Consider the following 15,550-nt stretch of genomic DNA (forward strand, 5'->3'; position numbering starts at 1 on the left):
TGCACGAGGCCGGCCATCACGCGGTCGGCACCGGCCTGTCGTCGACCCGCGTCATGGTGATTCGCCCATCCTTCACGGCAAAGGCCATCTTGCCCTCCACCAGGTCGAGCGCGTCGCGGCCAAATTGTTCGTACCGCCACCCTTCGAGCAGGGGCAGCCCCTTGCGCGCCCCGGCGGCGAGGTTTTCGAGATCGTCGGACCGCGCGATCAGGCGCGATGCAACGTCAATTTCCCGGCTCCGGATTTTCAGCAGCAGTTTCAGTAAGTCGGCGACAAGCGCCCCTTCCTTGCCCAGCGGCGTACCGCGCTTGCGTTCCGGCATTTCTTCGGCGGGCAGGGGCGCGGCGGCGGACAGGACGTCCATCAATCTCTTCCCGATGTCATTGTCCTTCCACCCGTTCGACAGGCCGCGCACCTTGGCGAGGTCGCCCTGTTGCCGCGGGGGATGGGCGGCGATGTCGGCGAGCGTTTCGTCGCGCATGATGCGGCCGCGCGGATGTCCTTGTCCTGCGCCTCGATCTCGCGCCACGCGGCCAGTGCCTTCAACCGGCCGAGCACGTCGGGTTTGCGCCCCTGCGCGCGGATGCGGCGCCATTGTTCGTCCGGATCGTTGCGGTAATGCTCCGGATCGGCGAGCTTTTCCATCTCGACATTGAGCCATTCGCCGCGCCCGGTTTCCATCAGGCGATCCAGCATGCGGGGAAAGATCTCCGCAAGATGGGTGACGTCGCCGATCGCATATTCGAGCTGCCGATCGGTCAGCGGACGCCGGGACCAGTCGGTAAAGCGCGCCCCCTTGTCGACGGAGAAATTGAGCCATGTCTCGACCAGGTTGGAATAGCCGATCTGCTCCGACTGACTGATGGCCATCATCGCGATCTGCGTGTCGAAAATCGGGTGCGGCGTCTTGCCGATGAGGTTGTAGATGATCTCCACATCCTGCCCGCCGGCATGGAAGATTTTCAGCACGTCCTCATTATCGGTAAGGAGGTCGAGCAGCGGCGTCAGGTCGATCCCGTCGGCCAGCGGGTCGATGGCGGCGGCTTCCTTCCCGTCGGAAATCTGCACGAGGCAGAGCAGCGGCCAATAGGTCGATTCCCGCATGAATTCGGTATCGACCGCCACGAAGTCGGCGGAGGCCATACGGTCGCACAGGGCGGTCAGCGCGGCGGTGTCGGTGATCAGGTCATGTATCTTCATCTGACGCATGCGTTACGCCGAAGTGGGGGCAGGTTCAATAAGCACGCGCGCCTTCGTGGGGGCGCGGCGCCATTGCCCACTGGAAAAGCGGCGCGCTTTGACCTAGGGCGCCGGTCATTCTTTCATTCTTTCATAAAGCACGAAATTCTCATGCACCCCTATCGCACCCATAATTGCGGCGCCCTGACCGCCGCCAACACCGGCGAGACCGTTCGCCTGTCCGGATGGATCCATCGCAAGCGCGACCACGGCGGCGTCCTGTTCGTCGACCTGCGCGACAATTACGGCATCACGCAGCTCGTCGCGGACGAGGACAGCCCCGCGCTCGACGTGCTGGACCGGCTGCGCGTGGAGAGCGTCATCACCATCGACGGCGAGGTGAAGGCCCGCAATGCCGCCACGGTGAATGCGAACCTGCCCACCGGCGAGATCGAGGTGTTCGTGCGCGAGATCACGGTGCAGAGCCGCGCCGACGAATTGCCGATGCCGGTGGCGGGCGATGCCGAATATCCCGAGGAAATCCGGCTGAAGCACCGCTTCCTCGACCTGCGCCGGGACAAGGTGCACGCCAATATTCTGCTGCGTTCGAAGGTCATCACCTCGATCCGCGGCCGCATGGTCGATCAGGGCTTTACCGAGTTCCAGACCCCGATCTTGACGGCAAGCAGCCCCGAAGGCGCGCGCGATTTCCTCGTGCCGAGCCGTCTGCACGCAGGCAAGTTCTACGCGCTGCCGCAGGCGCCGCAGATGTTCAAGCAGATGCTCATGGTCGCAGGGTTCGACCGCTATTTCCAGATCGCGCCCTGTTTCCGGGACGAGGATCTGCGTGCCGATCGCAGCCTCGAATTCTACCAGCTCGATTTCGAGATGAGCTATGTCACGCAGGAAGACGTGTTTCAGACGCTGGAACCCGTGCTCGCCGGCGTGTTCGAGGAATTCGCGAACGGCAAGAGCGTGACGAAGGCGGGCGATTTTCCGCGCATCCCCTATGCCGAGGCGATGCTGAAATACGGGAGCGACAAGCCCGATCTTCGCAATCCGCTCATCATTTCGGACGTGACCCGTCATTTCGAGACGTCGGGTTTCGGCCTGTTTGAGAAGATCGTCGGATCGGGCGGGGTCGTGCGCGCGATCCCGGCGCCGAACACCGCGGACAAGAGCCGCAAGTTCTTCGACGACATGAACAACTGGGCCCGCGGCGAAGGATTTGCCGGGCTTGGCTATGTCACGCGCAAGGGCGGCACGTTCGGCGGCCCCATCGCCAAGAACCACGGCGAAGAGGGCATGGCGAAGCTTTACGAGGAGCTGGGCCTGGGCGACGACGACGGCCTGTTCTTTGCCGCGGGCAAGGAGAAGGAGGCGGCCAAGCTCGCCGGCGCGGCCCGCACCCGCACGGCGCAGGAGCTCGACCTGATCGAGAAGGATTGTTTCAAGTTCTGCTGGATCGTCGATTTCCCGATGTTCGAATATGACGAAGAGCAAAAGCGCATCGATTTCAGCCACAACCCGTTCTCCATGCCGCAGGGCGAGCTGGAGGCGCTGGAAACGAAGGACCCGCTCGATATTCTCGCGTGGCAGTACGACATCGTGTGCAATGGCTACGAATTGTCGTCGGGCGCGATCCGGAACCACCGGCCCGACATCATGTACAAGGCGTTCGAGATCGCCGGATATTCGCAAGCCGACGTCGACGCGAATTTCTCCGGCATGATCAACGCGTTCAAATATGGCGCGCCGCCGCACGGCGGTTCGGCACCGGGCATCGACCGCATCGTCATGCTGCTCGCCGATGAACCGAACATCCGCGAGGTCATCGCCTTCCCTCTGAACCAGAAGGGCGAGGATCTGATGATGGCGGCGCCGTCCGCCGTGACCGCGAAACAGCTGAAGGAATTGCACATTCGCACGGTCGAACCGCCCAAGCCGGCGACCGAGCAGGCCGTGCGCACGGACCGTCTGGGCGACGGTTAAATTCATGGCGGGCAGGCACGGGCCGATGATGGTGAAATATTTGAACCCCATCGGCACTTGCCAGCCCGCAAACCGTTGACTAGGGCGAACCCCTGATTTTTAACCGCTTTGAGCGAGAGGGCATTTCATGAGCGATACCGAGGAACGCGTAAAGAAGATCGTGGTCGAGCATCTGGGCGTCGAAGCCGACAAGGTGACGATGGATGCGAGCTTCATCGACGATCTGGGCGCGGACAGCCTCGACATCGTCGAGCTGGTCATGGCATTCGAAGAGGAATTCGGTGTCGAGATCCCCGACGATGCCGCCGAGAAGATCACCACCGTGGGCGACGCGGTGAAATATATCGAAGAGCACAAGGGCTGATAACACGGTCCTTGCCCGCCATGCCTTGACCATTGCAAGGCGTGGGCGGGCCGCTTACCGACAGGCTCGGCCCGCTGGGCTGGGCCTGTTGCGTATTTGGCCCCGCAAATCGGATATATGCATAATGGAACCGGCCATGGCATGTGGCCGAACGGAACAATCGGAGTGTGCTGATGCGTCGTGTGGTCGTTACCGGTCTGGGTCTGGTGACCCCGCTTGGGGCCGATGTCGAAACGGTCTGGAAAAACATCCTGGCCGGAAAATCGGGCGCGGGTCCGATCGAACGTTTCGATGCCAGCAACCAGAAATGCCGCATCGCATGCGAGGTGAAGCCGGCTGACCATGAATATGGCTTCGACGCGAACAAGCGTGTCGACCACAAGATTCAGCGGCAGGTCGATCCCTTCATCGTGTACGGCATCGACGCCGCCGGTCAGGCGATAGAGGATGCCGGCCTGCTCGACATGAGCGAGGAGGAACGGTTCCGCGCCGGGTGCTCCATCGGTTCGGGCATCGGCGGCCTTCCGGGGATCGAGAAGGAATCGCTCATCCTTGCCGAAAAGGGGCCGGGCCGCGTGTCGCCGCATTTCGTTCACGGGCGGCTGATCAACCTCATCTCCGGGCAGGTTTCGATTCGTTACGGCCTGATGGGGCCAAATCACGCGGTGGTGACGGCCTGTTCGACCGGCGCCCATTCCATCGGCGATGCCGCGCGCATGATTCGCGAAGGCGATGCCGACGTGATGCTGGCGGGCGGTGCGGAGGCGACGATCTGCCCCATCGGCATCGCCGGTTTTGCGCAGGCGCGTGCCCTGTCCACCAATTTCAACGACGATCCCACCCGGGCGAGCCGCCCCTATGACGTGGACCGCGACGGTTTCGTCATGGGCGAGGGCGCCGGCGTCGTCGTGCTCGAGGAATATGAAAAGGCGAAGGCCCGCGGCGCCAAGATCTATGCCGAGGTGCTGGGCTATGGCCTGTCGGGCGATGCGCACCATGTGACGGCGCCGCATCCCGACGGGTCGGGGGCCTATCGCTCGATGGAGATGGCGCTGCGCAAGGCGGGCGTCGATGCGTCCGAGATCGATTACATCAACGCACACGGCACCTCGACCCCGCTGGGTGACGAACTGGAGCTGGGCGCGGTGCGGCGGCTTTTCGGGAGCGCGGTCGACACGCTTTCGATGAGCAGCACGAAATCCGCGATCGGCCATCTGCTCGGCGGGGCAGGGGCGGTCGAATCGATCTTCTGCATGCTGGCGATGCGCGATTCGATCGTGCCGCCGACGCTCAATCTCGATAACCCCAGCGAGAGCTGCAAGGGGGTCGATCTCGTCCCGCACACGGCGAAGGAGCGCAAGGTCAAGGCCGTGCTCAACAACAGCTTCGGCTTTGGCGGGACGAATGCGTCGCTGGTGATGAAGGCGGTCTGACATGGCGGCGGGGCGCAGGGTTCGGCGCTGGCTGCTCGGCGGGATTGCCGCGGGCATCCTCGCCGTTCTGGTCGCCGTCGTCATTTTCGCGAGCGGGTGGTACGGCGCCGCGAACCTCGATGAAGAGCGCCCCTTTGTGGTGCCGTCGGGCGCAACCCTGACGGCGATCGCGCAAAAACTGGAGAGCGAGGACATCATCGGTTCCGCCGATGGGTTCCTTCTGCGCGCGAAGATCTTCGGCGGCGGCGATCCGGTGCAGGCGGGCGAGTTCCTCCTTCCGGCGGGGGCATCGCCGGCGCGTATCCTCGACATTTTTCAGAACGGCGATGTCATCCGCCGGTTCGTCACCATTCCCGAGGGTCTGCCCTCGATCATGGTGCACGAAAGGCTGATGGCGGAGCCTCTGCTGACCGGGACGATCCCGGTGCCGGCAGAAGGCTCGATCCTCCCCGACAGCTACGATTTCGAACGGGGAGAGAGCCGCGCCGACGTCCTCGCCCGGATGGAAACCGCGATGGATGAATTCCTTGCCGAGGCATGGGCAAAACGGTCGACGAACATCGCCGTCTCCAGCCCCGCCGAAACGCTTTCGCTGGCATCTGTAGTGGAGAAGGAAACCGGTGTTCCGAAGGAACGGCGCATGGTCGCCGGCCTCTACACCAATCGGTTGAAGACCGGCATGCGGCTTCAGGCCGACCCGACGATCATCTACCCCATCACAAAGGGAAAACCGCTCGGCCGCAGGATCCGCCGATCCGAGATCGACGCGGTCAATGGCTACAATACCTATTCGATGGACGGGCTGCCCAAGGGGCCGATCACGAACCCGGGGCGCGAATCGATCCGGGCGGTGCTGAACCCTGCGGATACGGATGCGCTCTACATGGTGGCGGACGGGACCGGTGGGCACGTGTTTGCCGATACGCTGGCCGGGCATAACGAAAACGTGCGCAAATGGCGCGCGATCCGGCGCGCCCGCGGCGAAATCTGAACGGGCGCGGCGAAGGGCGGGCCAAAGGGCGCTTTTTGGAACCGGTCGCCGATGCCGCCGTTCCCTTGGCAAATGTCACATTCCGCCGAGGCCAACAGGGGCATATCCATGCACAAACAGATTCCCGACGTCACATTGAAGACCCGCGTCCGCGACGAAAGCATCGGCGGCGATAATCCGTTCCGCTGGCGCGATTTCCCGGTTCGCGACGAATGGGCAGGAAAGACGATCGTCGCGTTTTCGCTGCCGGGCGCGTTCACGCCGACCTGCACCAACGAACAATGCCCCAGCTACGAATCGATGTATGAGGATTTCAAGGCGGCGGGCGCGGACGAGGTCTACTGTATCGCGGTGAACGACGCCTTCGTCATGTACCAATGGTCGAAGCATCTGGGCCTCGAAAAGGTGAAGATGCTGCCCGACGGTTCCGGGGATTTCACCCGCCGCATGGGCATGTTGATCAACAAGGATCATCTGGGCTTCGGTCAGCGATCGTGGCGATACGCCATGATCGTGAAGGACAATGTCGTCACCGACTGGTTCGAGGAACCGGGCATCAACGATGTCGGCGCCGACGAGGATCCGTATGGCGTTTCCGCGCCGGAAAAGGTGCTGGCCGCGCTGAAGAATGGTTGATCGCGTGAGGGGGGCGACCGGCGATCCGGCGCCCCTGATCGTGACGGCGACTCTGCCGCCCGAGCTTTTTTCCTGGGCGCAGGGTTTGCGGCGCGCATATTTCCCGCCGGAGCGAAATCATATCGACGCGCATGTGACGCTTTTTCACGCGATTCCGCCGTCGTGCGAACGGGAATTGCGCCATTTGCTCGCCGATGTGTGTGCGCAGACCGGGCCGGTCCCGGCCAGGCTGGAATCGGTCATGTCGCTGGGCCGGGGGACCGCCTTCAAGATCATCAGCCCGGATCTCCTCGACCTGCGCGCCATCGTGGCGGATCGGTTCGCAGGATCGCTCACATCGCAGGACAGCCACCGCCCAAATCTTCACATCACCGTGCAGAACAAGGTGTCGGGCGACGACGCGAGGCAATTGCAGGCACGGCTTCGCAGCGATTTTTCCCCCCGCACGTTCGAGTTCATCGGGCTGGAAACCCATTATTATCGTGGCGGCCCCTGGGAAAATGCAGCGCACTGGCGCTTTCGTAAAAAGCGGTGAGCAAAGCGGTTGACCCTTTCGAAAACCGCGCCTAAGACGCCCGCCTGTCGGGTGGTTTCGCGACCATTCGGTGCCTTTCGGGGCGGAGTAGCTCAGCTGGTTAGAGCAGCGGAATCATAATCCGCGTGTCGGGGGTTCGAGTCCCTCCTCCGCTACCATAACTCCATGCAATTGCTGGCGATTTTCGAGAGGGCGCCGTGCCGGGTTGGGCTGGTTTGCTAACCTTGTGTAAACTATTCATGCCGAAAGCCTTTCAACTAGCGATACGATCACGCGGGCTTCATCGACGTAGCGTGCCCGTATCTCTGCAACTCGCTTGGCCGTCCAACCGACGATGCGGGCAATCTGCTCATCGGTGAGTCCCTTGGTTGCCAGCCATGTGACATACGTGCCGCGCAGGTCGTGTATCGTTCGGTTGAACCCATTGGGTTTGTGGCGCTGCCAGACGCTTTCCAGCCCGCTTTCTGTCCAAGACGTTCCCCTGCTGTTTCGGAGGATCGTGCCATCGCGCCATTCGCGGTTGTCCAGGTGCGCCCGTAATTCAGGTAAGATGGGAATAACCGCGCGCCCTCCGCGCTTGCGGGTCCGTTCCACTATCACAGCCTGATCTCCCACCTGCGCCCATTCCAGCCTTATTAAATCGCCAAGTCGAAGCCCGGTCAGGTTCGCTAATTGCAGCGCGTCCAGAATATGGGCGGGGAAGCCTTTAACCGCAGCGACGGCTTTCCAATGGGCAGGCTCCCATATTTTATCGGACTTGTTGACGTTGTGCAGCTGCTTGATGCCTGCCGCGACGTTGATGGATACCCGGCCATTCTCCATGCCCCAGTTGAGCAAGGTTCCCATCATCACCGTGGCTTTGTCGGCGCTACGCGGCTGTTCAGCCCATTGGTTGCGCCACGCGATGATGTCGCCGCGCATTCTCCGATCCTCGAATGCCCCCAGTGTGGTCGCACCGAACCGCTCCGATATACGTGTGAGCCAAAGACGGTAATCGCGGATGGTCGATGGCTTTTTGCCGGTATATTCAGGACTAGCCTGATAATCTGCGATCAACGCATCCAGCGAATTAGCGGGCACAGCGATTCGTGCCTTCAATTCGATATCGCGGGCACGTTGCAGTTCGGGCGTGATGACAGGCTTTGCGCCTATCGCCTTGTGAATGCACGGCCCGCCCCGCCACGCATAAACATACCAGCGCAACCCTTCCTTGGACGGCTTGCTTACGATATGCATCTTATGCACGACCCGCGTCCTGCGCCTTCCAGCGGTCATATTCGTTCCCCGGCGTCGCGGCTGTAGGGTAGACAGTCACACCGTCCGCGCGAATGTCAACCGCGCCGATCGCAACGCCGTATTCTTTGAGGGTGTCCAATGCCCTGCGCAGTTCTGCATCGGGTATCAGTCGGCGCTTAGCCGTCATCAAACCGCCTCCCCATCCCATGGGATTGCCCAAAGCGGGGCTCTCGGATCCTCGGCCACATGCAGCCCGCGTTCGATGTCCCGGTGCAGGTTCACGATCGTGCTTTGCCGGGTGCAATTGCTCGACGTGCGTGTTCCGCTCATCGTTTCCCGCGCGCAGGTTGCCAGATAGGCGAGAACGGCGGTGCGTTCTGCCTCGACCTGAGCACGCAGGACGGCAATTTTTTCCTGCAGGTGATCCCTCGCAAGATCGGCGTAACATGCCTTCGTGAAGTCCGGCGCATCGTCCTCATGTATGGCTGTCACGCCGCAATCGGGAAGTGCGTCAGACGCAAAATATCGACCTGCCTTATCCTTGATGCCGGTGTAACCCATGCTGTTCGGCGCATAGTATAGATCGCGCTTCACAAGCAGATAGCGCGGCTCCACGATTTCGCTGTTATCCTGCATGGTCGCCTCCTTCAGCGTAAACCATGACAGGCGGATGGCCTGTTCCGACGACACGCAAAATAACGCGGCCACCATTATTGAGTGCTGCCAGCTCTGCAGGAGTTGGCTCCCAAGCGGAGGTCATCGTATGGCAACCGCCCATAGTCTCGTCGCGAATGGCGAGGTGTGCGCAATCGCCATTCTTATCAGGCTCCCAGCCTTCCGGCGCGCCAAGCCACCTCGTAGATCCATTTATGCGAACAGGGATCATCGTGTGGCCATCCTTTCGATTATCGCCTGCGTCATAACGTCGAGATATTCTGCGGCGTGCTTGGGATTTGGGCGGAAGTAGAGCATCATGCCAAGCGTCAGGCTTTCCAGAACGACGAAAGCGTGCTCCTCTGTTTCAGTGCCCCTTATTATGCGTTGCAGCAGTTCGGGGACGAGTTCATTGTGCGCCTCTGATGCGTTATCCTGCATGGTCGGCGCTCCTGATTTGGGTGAGGGTGGCGCGGATTTTTAGAATAGCGTCACTCACGGCGTCGCGAAAACCCTCGGTGTGCAGGTTGATGGAGCCGGATGACTTCATCGCTTCAAGCGGCAAAGCGGCGAGACATATTGTTTCCCCCGCCGTCTCCAACTTCGCCCGCAGTTCGTCGCGCTCGGCGCGGAGAGATAGGATTTCGGTCCTGGCGTCTTGGCGTTCGTCAAGAAACTCCTGAATGCCACGATCGTATCGTGTCCGGCTCAGTCGCTCCACAATGTCGGGTGTTTCAGTCATGGTGTTGAGCCTCCGGTGCGAGGGCGCGGATGGCGGCGGCTATAGTTTCAGCGCATTCGAACCAATTGGTTTCATCAAGTCCGAAAACGTCGCCGATCCCCTCGGCTTTTTTCGCCGCCCGCCCCAACGTCTCGCGCTCGAAACGGGCGAAGGCTTGAGCAAGGCTATGATGGTCAAACGAGCCTTCACGGATCATCGGCCCCTCGGCTTGTTTAGACGGAAACGGCTGCGACTTGCACCAGTCAGACGCAGCATCCCGCGCCGCCTGCGATACCGGTAGTTTCTCTTGGGTCATGGTGTTGTCCTAGAAAGAGGGTTTTGGGCGGCTGAAACGGGCTGTCACCCTTCGGGCCGAGCCTTCGTCTCGGCGCGTCGCGTTTCCATCCCTGCCGCTCATGCTGCCTGTGCTTCGCCATCGGACCACCGCACGCCGTGCTGGTCGCCGTAGGCCTGGATAAATTCGATAAGGTCGATCATCTGCGCCTTCGTCATGCGCGACGAACGGAACCCGCGCGGGAACGGGCGACCGTCCAGCCCTTCGACAAACTGCACCTCCCACCCGCATGCATTCATGAATATGCTTTTCCAATCCTCCGGCGTGTGGCGGCGACCTTCCGGCATCGCCATGCTCACGTCCGTCAGCATCGCCCAAAGCTTGGCGTTCTGATCAAGCGTGCGCCGGGGTGGCTCGATTACCAACATGCTTCCCGCCGGGGCCTGATCGACAAGCCGGTGTGCGCGGTCGCGGTGTTCCCAAAGCTGGATCGTGTGGCCGTTACCCATTGGCCCGCTCCCTCTGTATCTGGCGAATTTCCTGCGCCTTCGGGGACGCTTTCTGAAACGCTTCCAACAGGGCGTTCAGCGGCCGGTTCTTCCAGAACGTGCGCTCACCTTCGCGGTGCTGTTCTGCATGGCATTCCCGGCACAGGCTGACCGTTTGGAAGTCGTCCGGCTTTTGGCCCATGCCTGCCCCGCTCCCAAGCCGAACGTGGGCGACCTCGATCGCTGCCGTGGAATGACAAACGGAACAGGCGTGACCACGCACGAAAGTGCAATGTGCTTGCGAACGCCAGCGGCTAGCGCGCTTCGGCTTTTTCGGGATGCGGGGCGGAAGCATCAGTCCAGCCCCAGCGCCGCTTTGTAGAGGTCCAGCACGCTTTCCATTTCGCGCCGGTCGTCGGGATTCATCGCGCGAAGGCGAACGACCTGGCGGACGATCTTCGCGTCATATCCTACGGCCTTCGCCTCGCCGTAGACTTCCTTGATGTCGTCGGCGATGCCCTTCTTTTCCTCTTCGAGGCGCTCGATCCGCTCGATCAGCAGGCGCAGGCGGTCATCGGTTTCGGTGGTCATGTCGCTATTCCTCTCGGTCAAAATGGGATGGAATCAGAACCAAGGTCGTCATACCCACCGCCCTGCGATCCGCTGTCGGCCTGTCCGCTGCCCCATCCACCGCCACCGGCGCTGGATTGGTTGCCGCGCGACTGGCTCCCGCCGGGCGTGCCCATGATCGTCACATCGTTGGCCCGGCATTGCAGGTAGGTCTTGCCGTTGTGTTCGCGGGTGGACAGTTCACCGGACACCGCGACCTTGCTGCCCTTCACCAGAATGTCGGACAGGCCCTTTGCGCCCTTTCCCCATTTGGTGACGTCGATCCATACGGTGGTCTTGTTGTCGCCGAACCCGGTATTGACCGCGACGGCAAAGCTGCACAATTCGTTGCCGCCCTGCGTCTGTTTATATTCGGCATCGCGGCCCAAATTGCCTGCGAGTGAGAGATTGAGCATTCGTAATTCCTTCTTGGGTTAGGCGGCTTGTTCGGTGAGTTTCTTGGCTTCCTGCTTGATCCAGCCCTTCGCGCCTTCGAATTTGGCGGCGGGCAGTTCGCGCAGGTCTTTGATTTTTGAGACCGACAGAAACCGGTCGACCGGGAAGGCGGTGGCTTCGAACAGATTCATCAGTTCGATGCGCTGATCATCGGTGATTGTCGGCGGGGGCGGGGCGTGAACGTTGGCCCGCTCTTTGTCGTAGAGGGCCAGCCCGAAAATGTTGCCGAAGGTCCGCGCGGCGCGCTTGAGCGCATCGGTCGCGGCCTCTTTCGTCGCGCCCTCGATCGCGTCGCCTACCTGCTTGGCAAAGCCGGAGCCGAAGCCCACGTCCTGCCGGGTTACGCCCGCCGCCGTCAGGGTGCAGACGCAGGTGTAAGCAGCCTGCCATTGCGGGTTACCCTTGCTGTCCTGCCCTTCGGAAAGGGCATCGCGGGACAGATCAATGGTGTAGGACCACCCATCGAAACCGAACACGCGGTTCAGTTCGTTCATCACGAACCAGCCTTCGAGGTAGTCGCCCTTCGGGCCGAACTTGCCTTCGGGCTTGCGAACGTTCTTCGGGTCGAGCGGTGCTTTCAGCATCGCATTCTGTGCTTCGGTGAGGCTCATGCGGCTTTTCCTTTCCTATACTTACGTTGGCGCGCTGCGGTGCAAATCCGACAATCACGGGAGGCGATCTTACCTGGGCGCCAGTAAGTGTTTTCAAGGGTATAGGGGTGTCCATTGGCACACACCGCTTTCGATTGGCCTTGCTGCCGCCCCTTCCGTGCCGCGTCGCGCTGGTTTTCGCTCAAGGTTCCGGCCCACAAGTGGTCAGGGTTAACGCATTTCGGGTTGTCGCAAGTGTGGCAGATTACTTTCCCGATCGGGATCGGACCCTTTGTAAGTTCAAAGGATACCCGATGGGCTAAGCGAGAGTTGTAGCGCCCATATCCATGCCGATCGCAATAACCCTGCCAATCGAAACAGCCGTTGGGAGACAGCCCGACCTTGCGATAAAATAGCGAATTGGTCGAAGTCATGCGGCGCGCCTTTCGGTATCAATCCGAACACCCGGCAGCTTGGCCGGCAGCGAACGCTGTGCGTATTCAGCCAGCCATTCGGTCAGGGCGTCGGGGTCGTTCTTCATCACGTGCTGCAACAGAGTCTTGCGGTCCTCGATGACGGCAATCTGCCGGGTCCGCAGGCCGGTGGGCGCGCGGTCGATCTTGTTCGCCGTCGCCTTCAACTTGCTGGCGCGTTTGAGCTGCTGTTCGGCCTCGAACCTCTGTTCCAGGCTTTCGGAAGCTTGCAGGGCATCCCGTGCAGCCTGTTCCTTCGCCTCGGCTTCCTCGCGTGCCTTGCGGGCGGCTTCGTCCTTTTCGCGCTGCTTGGCGGTCCGGTAGGGCGTCAGCAGAGCCTTGATTTCGGCGGCGGCGGCATCGAGGCGGCTTGTGACCGGCTTCCATGCAGCATCGACGGCCCGCTCCGCTTTGAGATGCGGTTCCTTCTCGGCCTTGCGCTTGGCTTCCGCATCCTTCTTGGCGGTGCGAACATCGTCCAGCAGCGCATCGAGAGCGGCGTCCTGCTCGTCGTTGGTGACGGTCGCGCCTTCGGTGCTGTCGGAGATCAGCTTGAACAGATCCTCGACATGATCGAGCATGGCTTCATGCGGTGCGCGGTTATGGCCGATCCCGGTCATGCCGCTTTCCTCGACGCGCGGGCCACCTCGACGGCATCGCGGACCTCGCCGGACACGCCTACACTGCCGTCCATCATTTCGACGTAGATGCGGCCACAGGACGCCATGATGTGCTTGATGCGGTTCCTCTCCATGTATTCGCGGATGCTTCCGGCCTCATTGAAAAGCGGGTCGGGAATGGGGAGGTCATGCTTCATCGCGCATTCCTTTCGTTGCAGGCGCGGCGTGTTTGAGGGACAGGCGCTCCGCAGGATGGGCAGTCTCGCGTTTCGCCGTATTTGCTGGTGCAAATCAGGTCATCGCAAACGGCGCATGCGTATCCGTTCATCGCGCATTCCTTTCGTTGCGCTCGATCCATGCCTGTGCAGCAGGCCGGGCGAGGGCGTTGGTGATTTCATCTTGGCGGCTCATGGGCAGAAGGTCCGCAAAGCTGCGGGACGGGCGCGCGGTGGCGAAGATGCGGGTCATTGCGGGGTGCCTTTGAGGGCTGCTCGAATATCGATGAACCAGGTCGGCGCATCCTTAAGAGCTAAGCCGTTTGCCGGTTCTCGCCATGCCTCTCCCCACCATGAGACGATGTTGAGAACGTCAGGGGCCACTTCGACGAGGATTTGCGTCCCATCCTTCGGGGCTTTTGCAATCGGTTGCCAGTTAACCCGCGCCGCATCGGCGGGCTGTGTGGGGGCGGCAACCGGAACGACAAGCGCCCAATAGCCATCGCCGCGATCAGTCCACTCGCCAAACGACACGCTCTTGCCATCGGAGGTTTCGCATTCGACAAACCGCCCCGCTTCAGGTCCGGGCGGGCCATCGAAAACGATATGAATTGTTAAGGCCTGTGTGGTGCTGGTGCGGGTGTTCCATGCTGCGATGGCTTCTGCTTCAGTTGCGAAGCCCTGCGCCATTTCCTGCGTGCCGCCGTAAAAGGTTTTACAAGAGTGGCTGACGCCCCATTGGCGATACCAACCATATGGTCCAAACGTTTTGACACGATTGCCTCCACAAAAGGGGCAAGGCAGCAATTCCCGCGTCACGTCCACGCTCGCGCCGGTTTCGTTCGTATCGGTCATCATTTTACTCCCCATTCTGCATCGCGTTTCGCCTGCATTTCCGCGCGCTCGGCGAAGGTCAGCGGCGGCTCGCCCTCGCACATGGCGCTGAACGCATCGGCGGCTGCGTCGTTTGCCTCGTCCTGCGTCATGGTGCGCCATCCGGTTCGGTCGCATTCGGTGCAGTCCTCTTCGGTAAGCTGAACGCGGCTGTTGAATGCCCATCGGCGTGGAAGCCACCCGTTGCCATTGCAGGCAGGGCACTCGATTTCGGGGAGGTCAATCGTGTCGGCCATCATCAAAATCCAATCTCGAAAATGATCAGGTAGAGGCCCAAGAAGAGCAGCCCGATCAGGGCGGCAGCGACGGCGCCGGTTTCGCGGCGGTGCTGGCGGCGAAGGCGGCGATCATCGCGGCGGGTCATTGGCTGGACTCCGCACGGACGCGCTTATCTCGCAGGGATTTGCCGACGCTCTCGATAAAAATCTCCCGCGTCCATTCTGGCGGCAGTCTATCGAAGGCATGCCCGATGGCTTCATCCAGCGGATCGACCGGCTTCGGTAGGGCGTCGAGCGCAGTTCGGAATGCTCGAAGGTCGGCGTCCACCTTCGCCGGTCTGTTCGCAATGGCGGCAGAACGACCGTTCCAGAGGATCGAAGCGGCGTAGTCGATAACGCGCCCGCCAGCGCGCAAAGCCTCCACCAATTCCGGCGGCACCGATTGCGACTGCGCGGCGGCATCAGCGATGCCAGCGTAATACGGGTGATCGGTGGGAAGGCGGAAAGTCGAACTGTCGCGGCGGCTGTAAATGGACACCGGGCCGGGTATCTCCGCGCCCCATTCAATCGCATCGGCCAGACGTTCATCCTGAGGCGGTTGGCGCCGCTCCCGGCATGTCGGGCAGGGGATCATTTCAAGCTCGGACTGCACTTCGCGACGGCCCTTGCAGGTGGGGCAGGTTTCGTTTGTCATGAGAAAACTCCCGGTTGGGAAAAGAGGTAGGCGACAAGCCCGATCAGGCAGGCAGCGATAATCAGTCCGATCACCGCGCCAAAGATGCGCTCGTCACGCTTTTCGGCTTTCGCGCGCTTGGCCATCATCGCGGCCTCTTCGGCGTTAATCGGCTTCGTGAAATCGAGCCATGGGTTGAGGGGGTCGTTCATGCGTCCCTCCCCATTGCGATGGGCGCGAGATCGGCCAGCCATTTGCAGGAACCGACGCCGCCAAAG

Annotated in this window: 26 protein-coding genes, 1 tRNA gene and 1 pseudogene; 7 read left to right on the forward strand and 21 right to left on the reverse strand. The window is 61.5% G+C overall.

Annotation, left to right across the window (positions count from 1 at the left end; translation table 11 throughout):
* Positions 1–16: 16 nt before the first annotated feature.
* A pseudogene (rnd, locus tag JD971_RS14295) lies at positions 17–1,200 on the reverse strand (ribonuclease D).
* A gap of 150 nt (positions 1,201–1,350) precedes the next feature.
* On the opposite strand from rnd, the gene aspS reads away from it, so the two are divergent.
* The 7 genes from aspS to JD971_RS14330 all read left to right on the forward strand — a co-directional run bounded on the left by aspS (position 1,351) and on the right by JD971_RS14330 (position 7,288).
* Positions 1,351–3,171 (forward strand): aspartate--tRNA ligase, encoded by a 1,821-nt coding sequence (gene aspS, locus JD971_RS14300; protein WP_202084421.1) that lies wholly within the window; start codon positions 1,351–1,353, stop codon positions 3,169–3,171.
* 127 nt (positions 3,172–3,298) lie between these two features.
* Positions 3,299–3,535, forward strand: a complete 237-nt coding sequence (locus tag JD971_RS14305) for an acyl carrier protein (RefSeq protein ID WP_047821044.1) — start codon at positions 3,299–3,301, stop codon at positions 3,533–3,535.
* 173 nt (positions 3,536–3,708) lie between these two features.
* Positions 3,709–4,968, forward strand: coding sequence for a beta-ketoacyl-ACP synthase II (fabF, locus tag JD971_RS14310; RefSeq protein ID WP_202084423.1), 1,260 nt, complete (start codon positions 3,709–3,711; stop codon positions 4,966–4,968).
* Position 4,969: 1 nt separating this feature from the next.
* The gene (gene mltG, locus JD971_RS14315) at positions 4,970–5,959 is read left to right on the forward strand and encodes an endolytic transglycosylase MltG (protein WP_202084425.1); all 990 of its coding nucleotides are present in this window, start codon (positions 4,970–4,972) and stop codon (positions 5,957–5,959) included.
* A 108-nt stretch (positions 5,960–6,067) separates the two neighbouring features.
* Positions 6,068–6,595: a peroxiredoxin gene (locus JD971_RS14320; protein ID WP_202084427.1), complete on the forward strand. Its 528-nt coding sequence runs from the start codon at positions 6,068–6,070 to the stop codon at positions 6,593–6,595.
* Positions 6,588–7,130 (forward strand): 2'-5' RNA ligase family protein, encoded by a 543-nt coding sequence (locus tag JD971_RS14325; protein WP_202084429.1) that lies wholly within the window; start codon positions 6,588–6,590, stop codon positions 7,128–7,130. Before JD971_RS14320 ends, JD971_RS14325 begins: the two co-directional genes overlap by 8 nt.
* A gap of 81 nt (positions 7,131–7,211) precedes the next feature.
* Positions 7,212–7,288, forward strand: a tRNA-Met gene (locus tag JD971_RS14330).
* Between the two features lie 79 nt (positions 7,289–7,367).
* On the opposite strand, the gene JD971_RS14335 is transcribed toward JD971_RS14330, so the two are convergent.
* The 20 genes from JD971_RS14335 to JD971_RS14420 form a co-directional block, all read right to left on the reverse strand.
* Positions 7,368–8,366, reverse strand: a complete 999-nt coding sequence (locus JD971_RS14335) for a tyrosine-type recombinase/integrase (protein WP_202087727.1) — start codon at positions 8,364–8,366, stop codon at positions 7,368–7,370.
* 1 nt (position 8,367) lies between these two features.
* The gene (locus tag JD971_RS14340) at positions 8,368–8,553 is read right to left on the reverse strand and encodes a hypothetical protein (RefSeq protein WP_202084431.1); all 186 of its coding nucleotides are present in this window, start codon (positions 8,551–8,553) and stop codon (positions 8,368–8,370) included.
* Positions 8,553–9,002 carry a hypothetical protein gene (locus JD971_RS14345; RefSeq protein WP_202084433.1) on the reverse strand — a complete coding sequence of 150 codons (450 nt, stop codon included), beginning with the start codon at positions 9,000–9,002 and terminating at the stop codon, positions 8,553–8,555. The genes JD971_RS14340 and JD971_RS14345 overlap by 1 nt, the downstream gene beginning before the upstream one ends.
* A gap of 246 nt (positions 9,003–9,248) precedes the next feature.
* Positions 9,249–9,461: a hypothetical protein gene (locus JD971_RS14350; protein WP_202084435.1), complete on the reverse strand. Its 213-nt coding sequence runs from the start codon at positions 9,459–9,461 to the stop codon at positions 9,249–9,251.
* Positions 9,451–9,762, reverse strand: coding sequence for a hypothetical protein (locus tag JD971_RS14355; RefSeq protein ID WP_202084437.1), 312 nt, complete (start codon positions 9,760–9,762; stop codon positions 9,451–9,453). Before JD971_RS14355 ends, JD971_RS14350 begins: the two co-directional genes overlap by 11 nt.
* Positions 9,755–10,057, reverse strand: a complete 303-nt coding sequence (locus JD971_RS14360; protein ID WP_202084440.1) for a hypothetical protein — start codon at positions 10,055–10,057, stop codon at positions 9,755–9,757. The genes JD971_RS14355 and JD971_RS14360 overlap by 8 nt, the downstream gene beginning before the upstream one ends.
* A gap of 98 nt (positions 10,058–10,155) precedes the next feature.
* On the reverse strand, positions 10,156–10,545 hold the full coding sequence (locus tag JD971_RS14365) for a recombination protein NinB (protein WP_202084442.1): 390 nt from the start codon (positions 10,543–10,545) through the stop codon (positions 10,156–10,158).
* Positions 10,538–10,726 carry a hypothetical protein gene (locus tag JD971_RS16665; RefSeq protein ID WP_236672117.1) on the reverse strand — a complete coding sequence of 63 codons (189 nt, stop codon included), beginning with the start codon at positions 10,724–10,726 and terminating at the stop codon, positions 10,538–10,540. The genes JD971_RS14365 and JD971_RS16665 overlap by 8 nt, the downstream gene beginning before the upstream one ends.
* Positions 10,727–10,878: 152 nt before the next feature.
* Positions 10,879–11,115 carry a DUF2312 domain-containing protein gene (locus JD971_RS14375; protein ID WP_202084446.1) on the reverse strand — a complete coding sequence of 79 codons (237 nt, stop codon included), beginning with the start codon at positions 11,113–11,115 and terminating at the stop codon, positions 10,879–10,881.
* Positions 11,116–11,132: 17 nt separating this feature from the next.
* Positions 11,133–11,549, reverse strand: coding sequence for a single-stranded DNA-binding protein (locus JD971_RS14380; RefSeq protein WP_202084447.1), 417 nt, complete (start codon positions 11,547–11,549; stop codon positions 11,133–11,135).
* A gap of 18 nt (positions 11,550–11,567) precedes the next feature.
* Entirely contained in the window at positions 11,568–12,200 is a 633-nt protein-coding gene (locus tag JD971_RS14385) for an RAD52 family DNA repair protein (RefSeq protein WP_202084449.1), read from the reverse strand.
* Positions 12,197–12,613 (reverse strand): HNH endonuclease signature motif containing protein, encoded by a 417-nt coding sequence (locus JD971_RS17225; protein ID WP_202084450.1) that lies wholly within the window; start codon positions 12,611–12,613, stop codon positions 12,197–12,199. Before JD971_RS17225 ends, JD971_RS14385 begins: the two co-directional genes overlap by 4 nt.
* On the reverse strand, positions 12,610–13,272 hold the full coding sequence (locus JD971_RS14395; protein ID WP_202084451.1) for a hypothetical protein: 663 nt from the start codon (positions 13,270–13,272) through the stop codon (positions 12,610–12,612). Before JD971_RS14395 ends, JD971_RS17225 begins: the two co-directional genes overlap by 4 nt.
* Positions 13,269–13,469 (reverse strand): hypothetical protein, encoded by a 201-nt coding sequence (locus JD971_RS14400; RefSeq protein WP_202084452.1) that lies wholly within the window; start codon positions 13,467–13,469, stop codon positions 13,269–13,271. The genes JD971_RS14395 and JD971_RS14400 overlap by 4 nt, the downstream gene beginning before the upstream one ends.
* A 127-nt stretch (positions 13,470–13,596) precedes the next feature.
* Positions 13,597–13,740, reverse strand: a complete 144-nt coding sequence (locus JD971_RS14405) for a hypothetical protein (RefSeq protein ID WP_202084453.1) — start codon at positions 13,738–13,740, stop codon at positions 13,597–13,599.
* Entirely contained in the window at positions 13,737–14,342 is a 606-nt protein-coding gene (locus JD971_RS14410; RefSeq protein WP_202084454.1) for a Lar family restriction alleviation protein, read from the reverse strand. Before JD971_RS14410 ends, JD971_RS14405 begins: the two co-directional genes overlap by 4 nt.
* Positions 14,342–14,473: a hypothetical protein gene (locus JD971_RS16890; protein ID WP_256435263.1), complete on the reverse strand. Its 132-nt coding sequence runs from the start codon at positions 14,471–14,473 to the stop codon at positions 14,342–14,344. The genes JD971_RS14410 and JD971_RS16890 overlap by 1 nt, the downstream gene beginning before the upstream one ends.
* A gap of 146 nt (positions 14,474–14,619) precedes the next feature.
* A complete protein-coding gene (locus JD971_RS16895; protein WP_256435264.1) occupies positions 14,620–14,745 on the reverse strand; it encodes a hypothetical protein in 126 nt (41 codons plus the stop codon).
* On the reverse strand, positions 14,742–15,293 hold the full coding sequence (locus JD971_RS14415) for a hypothetical protein (RefSeq protein WP_202084455.1): 552 nt from the start codon (positions 15,291–15,293) through the stop codon (positions 14,742–14,744). The genes JD971_RS16895 and JD971_RS14415 overlap by 4 nt, the downstream gene beginning before the upstream one ends.
* Entirely contained in the window at positions 15,290–15,484 is a 195-nt protein-coding gene (locus tag JD971_RS14420; RefSeq protein ID WP_202084456.1) for a hypothetical protein, read from the reverse strand. Before JD971_RS14420 ends, JD971_RS14415 begins: the two co-directional genes overlap by 4 nt.
* Between the last annotated feature and the right edge of the window lie 66 nt (positions 15,485–15,550).

The organism is Croceicoccus sp. YJ47 (assembly GCF_016745095.1).
Lineage (GTDB): Bacteria > Pseudomonadota > Alphaproteobacteria > Sphingomonadales > Sphingomonadaceae > Croceicoccus.